This is a genomic window from Streptomyces sp. NPDC092369, from assembly GCF_044755245.1.
In the GTDB taxonomy this organism is placed as follows: domain Bacteria; phylum Actinomycetota; class Actinomycetes; order Streptomycetales; family Streptomycetaceae; genus Streptomyces.
In genome coordinates this window covers 347,972-363,098 of the sequence record NZ_JBIVQP010000001.1, presented here as the reverse complement: position 1 = coordinate 363,098, position 15,127 = coordinate 347,972, and the positions used below count along the sequence as shown (strand labels likewise).

Here is a 15,127-nt window from a genome sequence, read left to right as displayed (position 1 = left end):
CAGCGCGCTCAGCCCGCCTCCCGCCGTTCCACCGCGGACCGGTGCGTGAGCGGCTCGCGCAGGCCCAGGTGCGAGCGGAGCGTCGTCCCCGTGTACTCCGTGCGGTAGACCCCGCGTTCCTGGAGTTCGGGGACGAGCAGGTCGACGATGTCGTCGAGGCCGTCCGGGATCAGGTACGGCGTGACGTTGAAGCCGTCGACCGCGCCGTGCCGCACGAAGTGGGCGAACTTGTCGGCGAGGCCGGACGGGGTGCCGACGTGGCCGCGCTGCGGGCCCAGCGCGATGACTGTCTCCCGCAGCGACCAGCCGTTGGCCTCGGCCTTCGCATGCCACTCGGCGACCACGGCACGGGGGTCCGCGACGCGGCGGGCGCCGAAGGAGCCGTCGTTCTCGGCGACGACCGGGTCCTCCTTCGGCAGCGGCCCGTCGGCGTCGCGGCCGGCCAGGTCGATGCCCCACAGCAGCCCGGCGACCCCCAACGCCGTTGCGGGAGTGACCTGTTGGAGGCGCAGCCAGCGCTTCTTCTCCAGCGCCTCCTCCTCGGTGGCGCCGATGATGATCTCGGTGCCGGGCAGGATCCGCAGGTCGTCGTCGGGCCGTCCGACCGCCCGCAGCCGGCGCCGCAGATCCTTGGCGAAGGCGAGCGCGTCGTCGAAGTCGTTGCCGTGCGCGGAGAAGATGACGTCGGCGTTGCGGGCGGCGAAGTCGCGGCCCTCGCCGGAGTCACCTGCCTGGAAGATGACGGGGTGACCCTGGGCGCTGCGCGGCAGGGTCGGCGCGAGATCGACGTCGAACTGCGGTCCCTGGTGGCGCACTTGGTGTATCGCTCCGGGCGCCGACCAGGCCGGGGCGTCCGTGGAGCCGGCGACGGCGCCGTCCTCCCATCCGTCCCACAGGGCGCGGGCCACGGTGAGGAACTCCTCGGCGCGCCGGTAGCGGTCGGCGTGGTCGAGGTAGCCGCCGCGGCGGAAGTTGGCGCCGGTCCAGGCGTTGTCGGTGGTCACCACGTTCCAGCCGGCCCGGCCCTCGGAGAGCAGGTCGAGCCCGGACAGTCGGCGGGCGAGGTCGGCGGGTTCGTTGAACGTGGAGTTGGAGGTGGAGACCAGGCCGATCCGGCGGGTGACGGCGGCCAGCGCGGCGAGTTGGGTGATCGCGTCCGGCCGGCCGGCCACGTCGAGGTCGTGGATGCGGCCGTCGACCTCGCGCAGCCGCAGTCCCTCGCCGAGGAAGAACGCGTCGAACAGGCCTCGTTCGGCGGTCTGGGCCACCTTGCGGAAGGAGGCGGGGTCGATCTGGGAGCCGCTCTCGGGCGCGGACCACACGGTCCAGTGGTTGACGCCCTGGAAGAAGACCCCGAAGTGGAGCTGGGCGTCGGGCCGGGGGACGTCGAGGGGATCGGTGCGGGTCATCGGGCGTCCTCCTGAGCGACCGCGGCTGCGGCGGCGAAGCGGTTGGCGGGGCGCTCCAGACCCAGGGTCGAGCGCAGAGAGGTACCGGGCAGCGGGCGGGCGACGAGCCGCCGTGCGGAGAGGGCGGGCAGGACGAGACGGGAGAGGACGCCCAGATCCTCGTCCAGCACCAGCGGGTGCAGCCGGACGCCGTCCACGTGGCTGCTCAACTCGTCCAGCAGCGCCACCAGTTGCTCGGCCGAGCCGATGTGCCGCAGCCGTCCGCGGTCGGTCCAGCGCGCGTACCGCTCCAGGTCGGCGACCCGCTCGGCACCCGTCGCCTCCGGAGTGTCCAGCGCGACCTCCACTTCGGCGAGGACCCGCGGGGTGCCGGCGCCGGCGGCGGCCGTCCTGACCGCCGCGAGATCACGGCCGCCGACGAGAGCGACGTCGAGCCGGTCGGCGGGCACCCGGTCCGGGCTGCCCAGGACGACGAGCTGCCCCTGGGGCGGGCGCGGCACGATCGCCGGGCCCTTGACCGCGTACGTGTCGCCGGTGAAGTCGATGTAGTGGAGCCGGTCGCGGTCGAGGTAGCGGCTGGTGGCCACGGACCTGATGACCGCGTCGTCCTCCCACGAGTCCCACAGGTCACGGACCACGTCCACCCCGTCGCGCGACTCCCGGGCCCGCCCGTCGGCGTCCGCGACCACCGGCCGCCCCCAGGCACGGGCCGCCTCGGCACGCTCCTCCTCGGTCACCACCCAGCCGGCCCGGCCGGCCGAGATGTGGTCGAGCGACGCCAACTGGCTGGAGACATGGAAGGGTTCGGCGTACGTGAGAGGGACGACGGGCGCGATGCCGATCGTGCTCGTGGACGCGGCGACGAAGGCCGCCCGCTCCACCGCGCCGATCCGGCCCACCGGATCGGCCGCCGTCCCGGGCGGCAGCACACCGTCGTCCAGGGTGATCAGCGTGAACCCCGCGTTCTCGGCGACGGCGGCCACCTCGGCCGTGCGCCGCGGGGTGAGCAACCGGTCGGGGGCGTGGGCGGCGCGGCGCCAGGCCGCGGGATGGGCGCCGTCGCCGTCGAGCTCGACGGCGAGATGCAGGGCGGGGCCGTACATGGGTGATCCTTCCGAGAACACGGGAACACGCGGCGACAGGGCCACGAGGAGACGGCCGGCGGGACACGCCGGCAGGGTCAGACGTGTACGGAAGGACAGACCGCGGAGGCGGTGCGGCAGTAGTCGACATGCCGCCGGGTGGTCAGCCGCGTCTCGATGCCGGCACCGCGCGCGGTCGCGCCAGGTACGTGCATCGGAGCCTCCACCCGTCAGGAACTTGCGAGTTCAACGTACGTCGTCCGCCCGTGCGAGTGTCAAGGGCGTCCCGCCCGCCTCCCACTCACCGGGCCCGGTCGGCGGGCCCTGCGTAACCTGGTCGCCGTGTCCGTCTCTCACCTGCGCCGTGTCGCCGTGCTCGTACTGGAGGGCGCGAAGCCCCTGGACGTCGGGATTCCCGCGCAGGTGTTCTCGACCCGGGGGAGCATGCCGTACGAGGTACGGCTGTGCGGGGCCGCGCCGGGACTGGTGACCGGCGGTGACGGACTGTCGTACCACGTCGCCCACGGTCTGGAAGCGCTGGAGTGGGCCGGCATCGTCTTCATCCCCGGCTACCGTTTCCCGGACCGCGACGACCCGCCCCGGCCCGTCGTCGAGGCGCTGATCGCCGCCCACGACCGGGGCGCGCGGCTCGCCGCCATCTCGACCGGCGCCTTCGCGCTCGCCGCCACCGGGCTGCTCGATGGCAAGCGCGCCACGACCCACTGGCACTACACGCGGGCGCTCGCCGCGAAACACCCGGAGATCCGGGTCGACGAGAACGTCCTGTTCGTCGACGAGGGCACTGTCCTGACCTCGGCCGGCGCCGCCTCCGGCATCGACCTGTGCCTGCACATCCTGCGCGGCGACCTGGGCGTGGCCGCCTCCAACCACGCGGCCCGGCGCCTGGTCGCGGCCCCCTACCGCAGCGGCGGCCAGGCGCAGTACGTGCCGCGCAGCGTGCCCGAGCCGCTGGGCGAGCGGTTCGCCGCCACCCGGGAGTGGGCCCTGCACCGGCTCGACGACCCGCTCACGCTGGAGTCGCTGGCCGGGCACGCGGGCGTGTCCGAGCGCACGTTCTCCCGGCGCTTCGCCGAGGACACCGGCTACACGCCGATGCAGTGGGTCATGCGGGCCCGCATCGACCGGGCGCGTGAACTCCTGGAGCGCTCGCAGCGGAGCGTCGAGCAGATCGCCGCGGACGTCGGCCTCGGCACCGGCGCGAATCTGCGACTGCACTTCCAGCGCATCCTCGGGACCACGCCGAGCGAGTACCGGCGGACCTTCGCACGGGGCGAATAGCGGAGAGGCGGCCGGTGCGCGCCCGGCGTTCGCCGACCGTGGCGGGATCCTTTCGAACCATGGCGATCGCGCCGCTGTCGGCCCCGCACCGCGCGCGCGAACCTGGGGGTGAATTGAGCTGAAGGGACACTCCTCATGACACGTATCGCCATCAATGGATTCGGCCGCATCGGACGCAATGTGCTGCGCGCACTGCTCGAACGCGACAGCGAGCTCGAGATCGTCGCCGTGAACGACCTCACCGAGCCCGCGGCCCTCGCCAAGCTGCTCGCCTTCGACTCCACGTCCGGCCGCCTCGGCCGCCCGGTGACCGTCGACGGGGACACCCTCGTGGTCGACGGCCGCCGGATCAAGGTGCTCGCCGAGCGCGAGCCGGCGCAGCTGCCCTGGGCCGACCTCGGCGTGGACGTCGTACTGGAGTCGACCGGCCGCTTCACCTCCGCGAAGGCCGCCCGCGCCCACCTCGACGCGGGCGCGCGGAAGGTCCTCGTCAGCGCGCCCTCGGACGGTGCCGACGTCACCCTGGCGTTCGGCGTGAACAACGATGCCTACGACCCCGCCCTGCACACGATCGTCTCGAACGCCTCCTGCACGACCAACGCCCTCGCCCCGCTGGCCGCGGTGCTGGACGAGTTGGCGGGCATCGAGCACGGCTTCATGACGACCGTGCACGCTTACACGCAGGAGCAGAACCTCCAGGACGGCCCGCACCGCGACCCGCGCCGTGCCCGCGCCGCCGCTGTGAACATCGTGCCGACCACGACGGGCGCCGCCAAGGCGATCGGCCACGTGCTGCCGAACCTGGACGGCAAGCTGTCGGGCGACTCGATCCGCGTGCCGGTCCCGGTGGGCTCGATCGTCGAGCTCAACACGACCGTTTCCCGTGCCGTGACGCGCGAGGACGTGCTGGCCGCGTACCGCACCGCCGCGGAGGGCCCGCTGGCCGGGGTCCTGGAGTACTCGGAGGACGCGCTCGTGTCGTCCGACATCACGGGCAACCCGGCCTCGTCGATCTTCGACTCGGCCCTCACCCGCGTCGAGGGCCGCCACATCAAGGTGGTCGCCTGGTACGACAACGAGTGGGGCTTCTCCAACCGCGTGATCGACACCCTGGAACTGCTCGCCGCCGGCTGACAGTTGACGTATTCCGCGCGCGGCGACGAAGGCCGCGCACCCTCCGATGGACGGCCCGAGCGGCCGTCCGTCGGCCGTTGCGGCCCGTCCGGCCCGCTCCCCGGACCGGTCAGGATCGGAGAAGCGCCGCTCACCAGGGCGCGGTTAGCGTGGCTCACACGGACCTGACCCCGCGCGGCCGATCAGCGGTTACCGTGACGGCGACCGCGCCGGGCGGCGGCCGCCCAGGCAGCCCCCGCCCCGCAGGCCGCCCGACGGAGGAGACAGGATGAGCAAGGTCACGAGGACGGACACCACGTCACCTGAGTCGCACGCCGCCGACAGCCACGAGCTGATCCGTGTGCACGGCGCCCGCGAGAACAACCTCAAGGACGTCAGCATCGAGATCCCGAAGCGCCGCCTGACGGTGTTCACCGGCATCTCCGGCTCGGGCAAGAGCTCCCTGGTGTTCGACACGATCGCCGCCGAGTCCCAGCGGCTGATCAACGAGACCTACAGCGCCTTCGTGCAGGGCTTCATGCCGACCCTGGCCAGGCCCGAGGTCGACGTCCTCGAAGGCCTCACCACCGCGATCATCGTCGACCAGCAGCGCATGGGCTCCGACCCGCGCTCCACGGTCGGCACCGCCACCGACGCCAACGCGATGCTGCGCATCCTCTTCAGCCGGCTCGGCGAGCCCCACATCGGCCCGCCCAGCGCGTACTCCTTCAACACCGCCTCGGTCCGCGCCAGTGGCGGGATCACCGTCGAACGCGGCGCGGAGAAGACCAAGACGGTGAAGGCCACCTTCAACCGCACCGGCGGCATGTGCACGCGCTGCGAGGGCCGCGGCTCCGTCTCCGACATCGACCTCACCCAGCTCTACGACGACTCCAAGTCCCTCGCGGAGGGCGCGTTCACCATCCCCGGCTGGAAGTCGGACAGCCAGTGGACCGTGCAGGTCTACGCCCAGTCCGGCTTCGTCGACCCGGACAAGCCGATCCGCCAGTACACCAAGAAGGAGCTGCAGGCCTTCCTCTACGGCGAGCCGGTCAAGGTCAAGGTCAACGGCGTCAACCTCACCTACGAGGGCCTGATCCCCAAGATCCAGAAGTCGTTCCTGTCCAAGGACAAGGAGGCGATGCAGCCGCACATCCGCGCGTTCGTGGAGCGGGCGGTCACCTTCACCACCTGTCCCGAGTGCGACGGCACCCGCCTCAGCGAGGGAGCCCGCGGCTCGAAGTACGCGGGGATCAGCATCGCCGACGCCTGCGCGATGGAGATCCGCGACCTCGCCGAATGGGTTCGCGGCATCGACGAGCCGTCGGTGGCCCCGCTGCTCACCGCGCTCCAGCAGACCCTCGACTCGTTCGTCGAGATCGGCCTCGGCTACCTCGCGCTCGACCGGCCCTCCGGCACCCTCTCGGGCGGCGAGGCACAGCGCGTCAAGATGATCCGCCACCTCGGCTCCTCGCTCACCGACGTCACGTACGTCTTCGACGAACCCACCATCGGCCTGCACCCGCACGACATCCAGCGCATGAACGACCTGCTGCTGCGCCTGCGGGACAAGGGCAACACGGTCCTCGTCGTGGAGCACAAGCCGGAGACCATCGCGATCGCCGACCACGTCGTCGACCTGGGCCCCGGCGCCGGCGCGGCGGGCGGCACCGTCTGCTTCGAAGGCACCGTCGAGGGCCTGCGCACCGGCGGCACCATCACCGGCCGCCACTTCGACGACCGCTCCTCCCTCAAGGAGGAGACGCGCAAGCCCACCGGCGCGCTGGAGATCCGCGGCGCGAGCACTCACAACCTCCAGGACGTCGACGTCGACATCCCGCTCGGCGTGCTGACCGTCCTCACCGGCGTCGCCGGCTCCGGCAAGAGCTCGCTCGTGCACGGGTCGATCCCGGCCGGCGAGAACGTCGTGTCGGTCGACCAGACCCCGATCCGCGGCTCCCGGCGCAGCAACCCGGCGACGTACACCGGACTCCTTGAGCCGATCCGCAAGGCGTTCGCGAAGGCCAACGGCGTCAAGCCCGCACTGTTCAGCGCCAACTCGGAGGGCGCCTGCCCCACCTGCAACGGCGCCGGTGTCATCTACACCGACCTGGCGATGATGGCGGGCGTCGCCTCCACCTGCGAGGACTGCGGCGGCAAGCGGTTCGACGCCTCGGTCCTCGAGTACCGGTTCGGCGGCCGGGACATCAGCGAGGTCCTCGCGATGTCGGTGACCGAGGCCGAGGAGTTCTTCGGCACCGGCGAGGCGCGCACCCCGGCCGCGCACACCATCCTCGGCCGCCTCGCCGACGTCGGCCTCGGCTACCTCACCCTCGGCCAGCCGCTCACCACCCTCTCCGGCGGCGAGCGCCAGCGGCTGAAGCTGGCCACGCACATGGCCGACAAGGGCGGGATCTACGTCCTCGACGAGCCGACCACCGGCCTGCACCTGGCCGACGTCGAGCAACTCCTCGCCCTGCTGGACCGGTTGGTCGACTCCGGCAAGTCGGTCATCGTCGTCGAGCACCACCAGGCGGTCATGGCCCACGCCGACTGGATCATCGACCTCGGCCCCGGCGCCGGCCACGACGGCGGCCGGATCGTCTTCGAGGGCACCCCCGCCGACCTGGTCGCGGCCCGCTCCACCCTCACCGCCGAACACCTGGCGGCGTACGTCGGCGCCTGACCCCGCCGTCCCGCAGGCCCTGTCTTGATCGACTGATCCCCGCGTGATTGGCTCGCCCGATGAACCTTCTGCTGACATCGGGCGGGCTGCGCAACGAGACCCTGCGGGAGGCGCTGCGGGACCAGCTGGGCAAGCCGTTCGGATCGGCGAACGTCGTCTACCTCCCGACCGCGTCCGTCGCCGAATCCGGCGACCACGGCTGGCTGCTCGCGGACATGACGCGCGTACAGGCCCTGGGCTGGCGGGAGTTCGACATCCTGGAGCTGAACGGCCTGCCCCGCCGCATGGTCCTCGACCGGCTGCTGCACGCCGACGTCATCTACGCCGGCGGCGGCAACCACTACCACCTCGCCCGCAGCATCACCCTCAACGGCCTGACCGACGGCTTCCTGGAGGCGCTGGAGAGCCGGGTCTACGTCGGACTGAGCGCCGGATCGATGATCTTCAGCCGGAACCTCACCGAGCACTCCGCCGACGTCATCGGGGACACCGCCGACCTGCACGCGCTCGGCACGAAGACCGTGGAGCCGCCCTTCGGTCGCTTCGACTGGTACCTGAAGCCCCATCTGGACTCGCCGGACTTCCCGGAGCGGGACGACGCCTGGGCCGACCGGATCGTGGAACGGGCAGACTTCCCGATCTACTTCATCGACGACGACACGGCGCTTCGGGTCAGGGACGATGAGGTGGACGTCGTGTCCGAGGGCCGGTGGCGGTTCCATCCCTGACGTGCGGCGACCTGGCGGGGCGAGAACATCCATGAGAGGCGGACGATGGTGATCGAGGTCGCGGGGGTGCGAGCCCCATCCGGACGGGCGGCGGAGGCGGCGCTCGGGGTGTGCGCCGAGTACGCGGACCAGCAGCTCCACCACCACTCCCTCCGCTCGTACTTCTTCGGAGCCGCCTGGGCACAGGAGCGCGGCCTCGACTTCGACCGAGAGCTGCTGTTCGTCTCGGCGATGCTGCACGACCTGGCGCTCACCGCGCCCTTCGACAGCCACACGCTCCCCTTCGAGGACGCCGGCGGTCACCTGGCGCGGGTCTTCACGGCCGGTCTGGGCTGGCCGGTCGAGCGGCGGGACCGGGCGGCCGAGCTGATCGTGCTGCACATGCGGGACGACGTGGATCCCGAGGAGGACCTGGAGAGCCGTCTGCTCCAGGTGGGCACGAGCGCCGACGTCTCGGGGACGGGGCTGGAGGCGTTCGAGCCGCACTTCCGCGAGGCGCTCGTCACGGCGTACCCCCGACTCGGGTTCGCGGCGTCCTTCGTCCGTCTCTTCCGGGACCAGGCCGGGCGGAAGCCGGGGTGCGCGGTGGCGGAGCTGATCGCGGGGGACTGGGCGGAGCGGACCCTGGCCAACCCGCTGGAGGAGCCGGTCGCGGGGTCGCCCGCGGGGGAGTAGCGGCTGGTGGGCGTGGGCGGCGCTGCCGGTGTGACCGGGGGATGAAAGGATGGGCCGCATGAGTAACGTCTACTTCGACATCACCATCAACGGCGAGGCCGCGGGCCGCATCGTGTTCCGGCTCTTCGACGACGTAGTCCCGAAGACCGCCCAGAACTTCCGCGAGCTCGCCACCGGCCAGCACGGTTACGGCTACGCGGGCTCGCCCTTCCACCGGGTCATCCCCGACTTCATGCTGCAGGGCGGCGACTTCACCAACGGCAACGGCACCGGTGGCAAGAGCATCTGGGGCGGCGAGTTCGCCGACGAGAACTTCAAGCTCCGCCACGACCGTCCGTTCCTGCTCTCGATGGCGAACGCGGGCCCCGGCACCAACGGCTCGCAGTTCTTCGTCACCACCGTCGCCACGCCCTGGCTGGACGGCAAGCACGTCGTCTTCGGCGAGGTCGTCGAGGGCTCGGACCTGGTGAAGAAGATCGAGTCCCTGGGCTCCCGCTCGGGCTCGACGGCGGCCAAGATCGTGGTCGCCGCGTCCGGCACCGTCGACGCGTAACACCGGATCACCTTGTCGTCACCGGCCCGCGACGGCCGGTGACGACACCACCACTCGTCGACCGGTACTCATCGCGGCGAATTCGGCTTCAGCGCGCCGAGCTGCCGCAGCATCGCCAAGTCGTCGCGCACCGGCCAGCGTTCGGCGATCCGCCCGTCGACCAGCCCGTAGGCGAAGGCGACATCCCGCCGGAAGCTACCGCTCGGCACATCGAATCCGCGGAACTCACCCCGAGCCATTCGTGCTCTCGCACCCCGAACTGCACGACCAGATCGCCCTCCGCGAGTGCACAGCGCGTCCGGACGAGCGAGATCCCCGCCATCGTTGCCGAGCTCGTCGAATTCGCGAACGACCGCCTCATTGCGCTCCGTATCCACCCTGCCGAGGGTTCAGCGGCCGTCGGCCGTGGGTTTCCATGCGGCGGTCCTCGCCTGCGCGGTACCCCAACTACCCGATACGTCATGGGTCCTAGGGATTGAAGGTATCGAGGTCGCAGGCCACGATTCGGATAGCCGCAGAGCAAGGGGCTCTGGCCACAAGGCTATTGGAGGCGGTCTTGATTCACATCACGCTCGGTTCGATGCGCTACGTCAACCCGGAGCAGGACCAGCTGGGACGGGACCACGTGGGCTGGGACTCGAACATGGACGACGCGGCCCTGTTCCGTGCCAATCGCGGATGCTGGGTGCTCGGTGAGCGCGCCGACCGTGAGCAGTACGCACTGCTGTCGGCGCAGGGCATCGTGCGCCAGGCCATCGAGATCGACGGCCTGCTGTCGGTCGCCGGCGGCCGCCGTGTCATCGAAGGCCGCTTTCTGGAGGCGGGTCACCCCGTCCATGAGGCTTATGTGGGCAAGCCTCAGCCGGTGGCCGCGGCCCGCAATCCGGTGACCTACTTCGACTCCCCTCACGCGGCCCGGTCCTGCGGCTGCGGCTGCGGGGCGCCGGTCACGCTCGGCTGGTTCCTGACCGGACATGACCAGAAAGCCCTGCACGACCGGGTGGCCAAGATCGGCACAGTGCACCAGTTCATCGAGTGGTTCGACCGCACGTATGACGAGGAGGGGCGGACCATGGCGTCCCGTGTCCTTTCCATCGCTCCTCACACGAACGCCAAGAAGGCGTGCAGTGCACACGGTGCCGGGGCAAGCTGCGCGCAACTGGTTGCCGACGTCGTCCTGAGCGACGCGGGCAGCGAACACGTGGAGTGGGCCGTCTGTCGCCGCTGGCTCGATGAGAACTCCGACGCCCAGGCCTGGCTGCGGCAACACCCCGAGGAAGCGTCCAAGTTGGGCACCGCCTGAGTCCGGTCCCGCAGCTCGGACTCGTCCTGTACGCGCCGGCTCGCAGGAGTGTGCCCATCAGAGCGCGTCCCAGAACCCGCAGTGATGCCGGCCCCCCGTCGTGCCGGTGGGAACGATGTGGTCCGGTGCCAGGGACAGCACCGCGCGTCCGGGCCAGCGCGGAGACGTCGTTCCGTTCGGGTCGGCCGTGGCGGCGAAGTGGGCCCAGTAGTCGATCATCGTGTCCGCCAACCGGTGCTGCGCGGCCGTGAGTTCGCGAGGGCGGCCGCCCAGGTCGAAGAGGTAGGGCAGTTCGCTCGCGTGCGGTGCGCCGAGGGGGAACGGGGGTGTGCCCGAGGTGAGCGGTGGGGCGTGCTCGTCGGCGAACTCGTAGCGCCAGGTGGGTACTTGGGTGGCGAGCAGGGCGTCCGTTCGTGCCGTCGGGCAAGCGAAGTTCGCGTCGCCGATGACCGCGCCGAAGACCGGGCCCCCGTCGGTGCGGTGCACCGGGTACTCGCGGACGATCTCCTTCGCCTGCCCCGGGGAGGGGAAGAACGCGGACACGACGTCCGGCCAGGTGTCGGGGGTGACGGGGTTGCCGGCCCGGATGATGCCGGCGGCCCAGCCGTTGCCCTCGTCGTGGTTGCTGCCGACGAGTACGGGGACGTGATGGAAACGGCCGGCCGTGATCGCCGCCCCGGGATCCGTGGGCAGCAACGGGGTGGTGTACGCGGGCTGTTGGTCGGTGTCCTGGGCCGCGAGCAGGCGGTCGACGGGCACTCGTCGTAGGCAGGACGGGACGTCACGCGCCGAGCCGCAGCCGACCTTCGCCGCGAGATCCGCGCCCGTGGCGCGCGCCGTGGACAGGGGTACCGACGACGGCGCGAACGGGCGGTCGGGGCTCGCCGTGCACGGGCCGCTCTCGATGATCGCCCGGTCGAAGAGCCCCGCGGCGGACGGTGAGGCGAGCTGGGCGCAGACGCTGTAGCCGCCCGCCGATTCGCCGGCCAGGGTCACGTTGTGCGCGTCGCCGCCGAACGCCCCGATCTCGGCCCGCACCCAGCGCAGCGCGGCCTGTTGGTCGGCCAGGCCGAACGTGCCCGAGCCGGGCAGACCGGCGTGCGCGAGGAAACCGAGGGCGCCGAGGCGGTAGTTGACGGTGACGACCACGACGTCACCGCGAGTCGCCATGCGGTGGGCATCGTAGGAGCTGCCCGCTCCGGTGGTGAAGCCGCCGCCGTGCAGCCATACGATCACCGGCCGGGGTCGTGCCGGGTCCGCGCCGTCGGGTGTGGTGACGTTCAGGTGGAGGCAGTCCTCGTCGGTGCTGCCGCCGGGTACCTCGCCGGCCGGCTGCGGGCAGGCGCTCGCGGGCTCGGTCGCGTCCCGGACCCCGGACCAGGGGGTCACGCGGTGGGGCGGCGCCCAGCGCAACCTGCCGACCGGGGGCGTGGCATAGGGGATGCCCTCGAAGGTGCGGTAGCCGTCGTGGGCGGCACCCCGCACCACGCCGTCGTGGACGCGTACCGTCGTGGTGGCGGGCAAGGCCGGCCGGGGCGCCGGCGCCGCCGACGAGGCCGTCGCGAGCACGGCGGTCAGGGCGCAGCCCAGGGTGGTCAGGACGCGGTGCATGCTCATCGTCGTCTCCTCGTCGGGTCAGCTGCCGCCCATGCCGCCCTGCGCGGCGATCATGGTCGTCGGCAGAGTGCGTACGGTCTTCTCCAGGCCTGGCCCGAGCGCGGCGAGCCGCCCCGTGCAGGCGTCGATACGGGCCCGGAAGGTCTTCTGGTCCTGCCGCGACACGACGGAGCGGATGCGGCCCGCCGCGGCCAGCGCCAGCAGCGCCGCGTCGGCGGCGGGGATCTCCCGCACGGGACCGTCCCCATGCAGCGCCGTGGACACGCGGGCCCGGAGCGCGGCGGGAACGGCCTGGTCCGTCACGGTCGTCCGCCGGCTCCCGAAGGGTGTGCGAGGCGTCCGCACGGTGAGGAGTCCCGCCGCCGCGAGGCGGTCCTCCACCTGCGTCAGCGTCCGCTTGCGGTGGCGGCGCACGAGGTGCCGCCAGCCGTGCCCGCCGGCGGCGTCGCGCACCACGTCGTCCAGGACGGAGTCGCCGATCGGTTCCGTGCCGGACACGGTGACCGTGCCGCCCGCCTCCCGCAGCCGACCGCGTGAGGCGAGGTCGACCAGAGCGGCGGCACGCAGCAGGAGCTCCGTGCGGGAGCGGTCGTAGGGGCCTTCCGCCGCCCCGTCGTGGGCGAGCAGGTACATGAGGGAGGGCAGGTCGTCGATCACACTTCGACGCTATGGCCGTATGCCCCGGTCGCGGATCGGCCGGAGGAACGGCCCGGCACCGGGAGCACAGGAGGAGGGCGACCCGGCCTCCTCCTTCCGGAGGAGACGGCGCTGTCAGGGTCGGCGGGCCCGCACGAGGCCGTGGTCGTAGGCGGCGACCACCGCCTGGACGCGGTCGCGCAGGCCCAGCTTGCGCAGCACCGCGGTGACATGGTTCTTCACGGTGGCCTCCGACAGGCGCAGCCGCTCGGCGATCTCCGCGTTCGACAACGCCTGCCCGATCAGAGTGAGCACCTCTCTCTCGCGCCCGGAGAGGTCCCGCAGGGAGGGTGGCGGCGCCTGGTCGGGTGCGGTGCTCAGGAACCGGTCGAGGACGCGGCCCAGTACGGTCGGCGCCAGCAGCGCGTCACCGCGTGCGGTGACCCGGATGGCGTCGGCGAGTTCGGCGGGACGCATGTCCTTGAGCAGAAAGCCGCTCGCCCCGGCCCGCAGCGCCGCGACCACATGCGCGTCCACGTCCCAGGTGGTCAGCACGAGCACCTTGGCCCCGCTGCCCGACTCGGCGATCTGCCGGGTCGCCTCGATGCCGTCCAGTACGGGCATGCGTACGTCCATCAGCACCACGTCGGGCGCCAGTTCCCGCGTCAGCCGCACCGCCTCCCGGCCGTCGGAGGCCTCGCCGACCACCTCGAGGTCCTCCCGCGCGTCGATGATCATGCGGAATCCGGTACGCACCAGGACCTGGTCGTCGGCCACCACCACACGCAGCGTCACAGCACGCCCTCCACCGGCAGCCGCGCCGCCACCTCGAAGCCGCCCCCGGGCAGCGAACCGGCACGCAGACTGCCACCCACCAGCCGTGCGCGCTCCCTCATCCCCGCCAGGCCTCGTCCCGCTCCCACCGCATCCGAACTCCCCTGCGGCGTACGCCCGTTGTCCACCACCGTGACCTTCACGCACTCCCGCTCCGCCGTCACACGCACCTTCACCTCGTCCGCGTCGGCCGCGTGGCGCAGCGTGTTGGTGAGGGCCTCCTGGACGATCCGGTACGCCGCGAGGTCGACCGCGGCCGGCAGTCCTTCGGTGGTGCCCTCGCACCGTACGTGCACGGTCATCCCCGTCGCGCGGACCGTGTCGGCCAACTCGTCCAGCCGCGCCAGCGAGGGCCCCGGCTCCCGCCGCTCCGGTGCCACTTCATGCTCTCCGTCGGGCCCGAACGCGCTTAGGAGCAGGCGCAGTTCGCCGAGTGCGGAGCGGGCGCCCGTGTCGATGGCCCGCAGGGCCTGCCGGGCCTGATCGGGCCGCTGAGTGAACACGTCGTCGGCGGCGCCCGCCTGAATGACCATCACGGACAGGGTGTGCGCGACGACGTCGTGCACCTCACGCGCGATCCGCGCACGTTCCTCCGCCACCGCCCGCCGCATCTCCGCCTTGATCCTTGCCTGTTGGGCCCTGCGCCACTGTCCCGCGGTCCACGCCAGGGCCACCGCCAGCAGATAGACCGTCAGCCCCGCGCCGCCGCCTGCGCCGAACGCCAGGGGTGCCGGCAGACACATCGCCACGAGCGCCCGTACCGACACCTTCCGCGACCTGGTGGCCGACAGCACGCACAACGTGACCTGCGCCGCGAGCAGCGCCCCGGTCAAGGTCACCGCGGGCAGCAGCGCCCACACCGCGAGGCCCGTCAGCGCGTGCGCGGCCAGTACGGTGACCGGGGCGCGAGCCTGCCACCGCAGGGTGCAGACCTGGGCGAGGACCAGGGCCACCGCCACGGGCAGCCGTCGGCCGTGCTCCGCGCCGGCGACCACTACCGAGGCCCCCAGGACGGCGAGCACCAGACCGGACGACCCCCACCACAGTGCCCGGGCCGCCCGCGGCGACAGCTCGCCCCGTGCCTCTCCCGCGAACGCTTCGTCGGGCCGTTCACCGCTGCGATCCACGTCACGAGCCTAGCCGCGCCGGGCGGACGGTTCAGGAGACCGAGGTCCGGATGACGGCCCGGCGA

The 15,127-nt window shown here is 72.1% G+C and carries 15 protein-coding genes; 7 read left to right on the top strand and 8 right to left on the bottom strand.

All coding sequences use genetic code 11. From position 1 onward, the window contains the following. Positions 1-8: 8 nt before the first annotated feature. From ACIQI8_RS01580 to ACIQI8_RS01570, 3 genes are all read right to left on the bottom strand, one after another. The gene (locus tag ACIQI8_RS01580; RefSeq protein ID WP_402343345.1) at positions 9-1,409 is read right to left on the bottom strand and encodes an NtaA/DmoA family FMN-dependent monooxygenase; all 1,401 of its coding nucleotides are present in this window, start codon (positions 1,407-1,409) and stop codon (positions 9-11) included. Continuing rightward, positions 1,406-2,512: an LLM class flavin-dependent oxidoreductase gene (locus tag ACIQI8_RS01575; RefSeq protein ID WP_402343342.1), complete on the bottom strand. Its 1,107-nt coding sequence runs from the start codon at positions 2,510-2,512 to the stop codon at positions 1,406-1,408. Before ACIQI8_RS01575 ends, ACIQI8_RS01580 begins: the two co-directional genes overlap by 4 nt. Positions 2,513-2,589: 77 nt before the next feature. Next, positions 2,590-2,706, bottom strand: coding sequence for a putative leader peptide (locus ACIQI8_RS01570; RefSeq protein WP_402343339.1), 117 nt, complete (start codon positions 2,704-2,706; stop codon positions 2,590-2,592). Between the two features lie 127 nt (positions 2,707-2,833). On the opposite strand from ACIQI8_RS01570, the gene ACIQI8_RS01565 reads away from it, so the two are divergent. The 6 genes from ACIQI8_RS01565 (at position 2,834) to ACIQI8_RS01540 (ending at position 9,545) form a co-directional block, all read left to right on the top strand. Further along, positions 2,834-3,790, top strand: a complete 957-nt coding sequence (locus ACIQI8_RS01565) for a GlxA family transcriptional regulator (RefSeq protein ID WP_402343336.1) — start codon at positions 2,834-2,836, stop codon at positions 3,788-3,790. 135 nt (positions 3,791-3,925) lie between these two features. Continuing rightward, the gene (gene gap, locus ACIQI8_RS01560; RefSeq protein ID WP_402343333.1) at positions 3,926-4,924 is read left to right on the top strand and encodes a type I glyceraldehyde-3-phosphate dehydrogenase; all 999 of its coding nucleotides are present in this window, start codon (positions 3,926-3,928) and stop codon (positions 4,922-4,924) included. 268 nt (positions 4,925-5,192) lie between these two features. Continuing rightward, positions 5,193-7,589 (top strand): ATP-binding cassette domain-containing protein, encoded by a 2,397-nt coding sequence (locus ACIQI8_RS01555; protein ID WP_402343330.1) that lies wholly within the window; start codon positions 5,193-5,195, stop codon positions 7,587-7,589. A gap of 59 nt (positions 7,590-7,648) precedes the next feature. Further along, positions 7,649-8,317: a Type 1 glutamine amidotransferase-like domain-containing protein gene (locus ACIQI8_RS01550; RefSeq protein WP_402343326.1), complete on the top strand. Its 669-nt coding sequence runs from the start codon at positions 7,649-7,651 to the stop codon at positions 8,315-8,317. A 45-nt stretch (positions 8,318-8,362) separates the two neighbouring features. Next, complete coding sequence (locus tag ACIQI8_RS01545) at positions 8,363-8,992, top strand: HD domain-containing protein (RefSeq protein WP_402343323.1); 630 nt, start codon at positions 8,363-8,365, stop codon at positions 8,990-8,992. 49 nt (positions 8,993-9,041) lie between these two features. After that, on the top strand, positions 9,042-9,545 hold the full coding sequence (locus ACIQI8_RS01540; RefSeq protein ID WP_402343320.1) for a peptidylprolyl isomerase: 504 nt from the start codon (positions 9,042-9,044) through the stop codon (positions 9,543-9,545). A gap of 68 nt (positions 9,546-9,613) precedes the next feature. On the opposite strand, the gene ACIQI8_RS01535 is transcribed toward ACIQI8_RS01540, so the two are convergent. Further along, complete coding sequence (locus ACIQI8_RS01535; protein WP_402343317.1) at positions 9,614-9,754, bottom strand: hypothetical protein; 141 nt, start codon at positions 9,752-9,754, stop codon at positions 9,614-9,616. Positions 9,755-10,101: 347 nt separating this feature from the next. Between ACIQI8_RS01535 and ACIQI8_RS01530 the strand changes: the two genes are divergently transcribed. Further along, positions 10,102-10,848, top strand: coding sequence for a hypothetical protein (locus ACIQI8_RS01530; protein WP_402343314.1), 747 nt, complete (start codon positions 10,102-10,104; stop codon positions 10,846-10,848). A gap of 57 nt (positions 10,849-10,905) precedes the next feature. On the opposite strand, the gene ACIQI8_RS01525 is transcribed toward ACIQI8_RS01530, so the two are convergent. The 4 genes from ACIQI8_RS01525 to ACIQI8_RS01510 all read right to left on the bottom strand — a co-directional run bounded on the left by ACIQI8_RS01525 (position 10,906) and on the right by ACIQI8_RS01510 (position 15,062). Beyond that, positions 10,906-12,465 (bottom strand): carboxylesterase/lipase family protein, encoded by a 1,560-nt coding sequence (locus ACIQI8_RS01525; protein WP_402343311.1) that lies wholly within the window; start codon positions 12,463-12,465, stop codon positions 10,906-10,908. An 18-nt stretch (positions 12,466-12,483) separates the two neighbouring features. Continuing rightward, the gene (locus ACIQI8_RS01520; protein ID WP_402343308.1) at positions 12,484-13,122 is read right to left on the bottom strand and encodes a GPP34 family phosphoprotein; all 639 of its coding nucleotides are present in this window, start codon (positions 13,120-13,122) and stop codon (positions 12,484-12,486) included. Between the two features lie 114 nt (positions 13,123-13,236). Next, positions 13,237-13,896 (bottom strand): response regulator, encoded by a 660-nt coding sequence (locus ACIQI8_RS01515; RefSeq protein ID WP_402343305.1) that lies wholly within the window; start codon positions 13,894-13,896, stop codon positions 13,237-13,239. Beyond that, positions 13,893-15,062, bottom strand: coding sequence for a sensor histidine kinase (locus ACIQI8_RS01510; RefSeq protein ID WP_402343302.1), 1,170 nt, complete (start codon positions 15,060-15,062; stop codon positions 13,893-13,895). The genes ACIQI8_RS01515 and ACIQI8_RS01510 overlap by 4 nt, the downstream gene beginning before the upstream one ends. Positions 15,063-15,127 lie beyond the last annotated feature (65 nt).

What these genes read in the sequence shown, in the direction of transcription:
- ACIQI8_RS01580 (WP_402343345.1), bottom strand. Translation starts at nt 1,409, where the DNA reads ATGACCCGCACCGATCCCCTCGACGTCCCCCGGCCCGACGCCCAGCTC.
- ACIQI8_RS01575 (WP_402343342.1), bottom strand. Translation starts at nt 2,512, where the DNA reads ATGTACGGCCCCGCCCTGCATCTCGCCGTCGAGCTCGACGGCGACGGC.
- ACIQI8_RS01570 (WP_402343339.1), bottom strand. Translation starts at nt 2,706, where the DNA reads ATGCACGTACCTGGCGCGACCGCGCGCGGTGCCGGCATCGAGACGCGG.
- gap (WP_402343333.1), top strand. Translation starts at nt 3,926, where the DNA reads ATGACACGTATCGCCATCAATGGATTCGGCCGCATCGGACGCAATGTG.
- ACIQI8_RS01555 (WP_402343330.1), top strand. Translation starts at nt 5,193, where the DNA reads ATGAGCAAGGTCACGAGGACGGACACCACGTCACCTGAGTCGCACGCC.
- ACIQI8_RS01550 (WP_402343326.1), top strand. Translation starts at nt 7,649, where the DNA reads ATGAACCTTCTGCTGACATCGGGCGGGCTGCGCAACGAGACCCTGCGG.
- ACIQI8_RS01545 (WP_402343323.1), top strand. Translation starts at nt 8,363, where the DNA reads ATGGTGATCGAGGTCGCGGGGGTGCGAGCCCCATCCGGACGGGCGGCG.
- ACIQI8_RS01540 (WP_402343320.1), top strand. Translation starts at nt 9,042, where the DNA reads ATGGGCCGCATGAGTAACGTCTACTTCGACATCACCATCAACGGCGAG.
- ACIQI8_RS01525 (WP_402343311.1), bottom strand. Translation starts at nt 12,465, where the DNA reads ATGAGCATGCACCGCGTCCTGACCACCCTGGGCTGCGCCCTGACCGCC.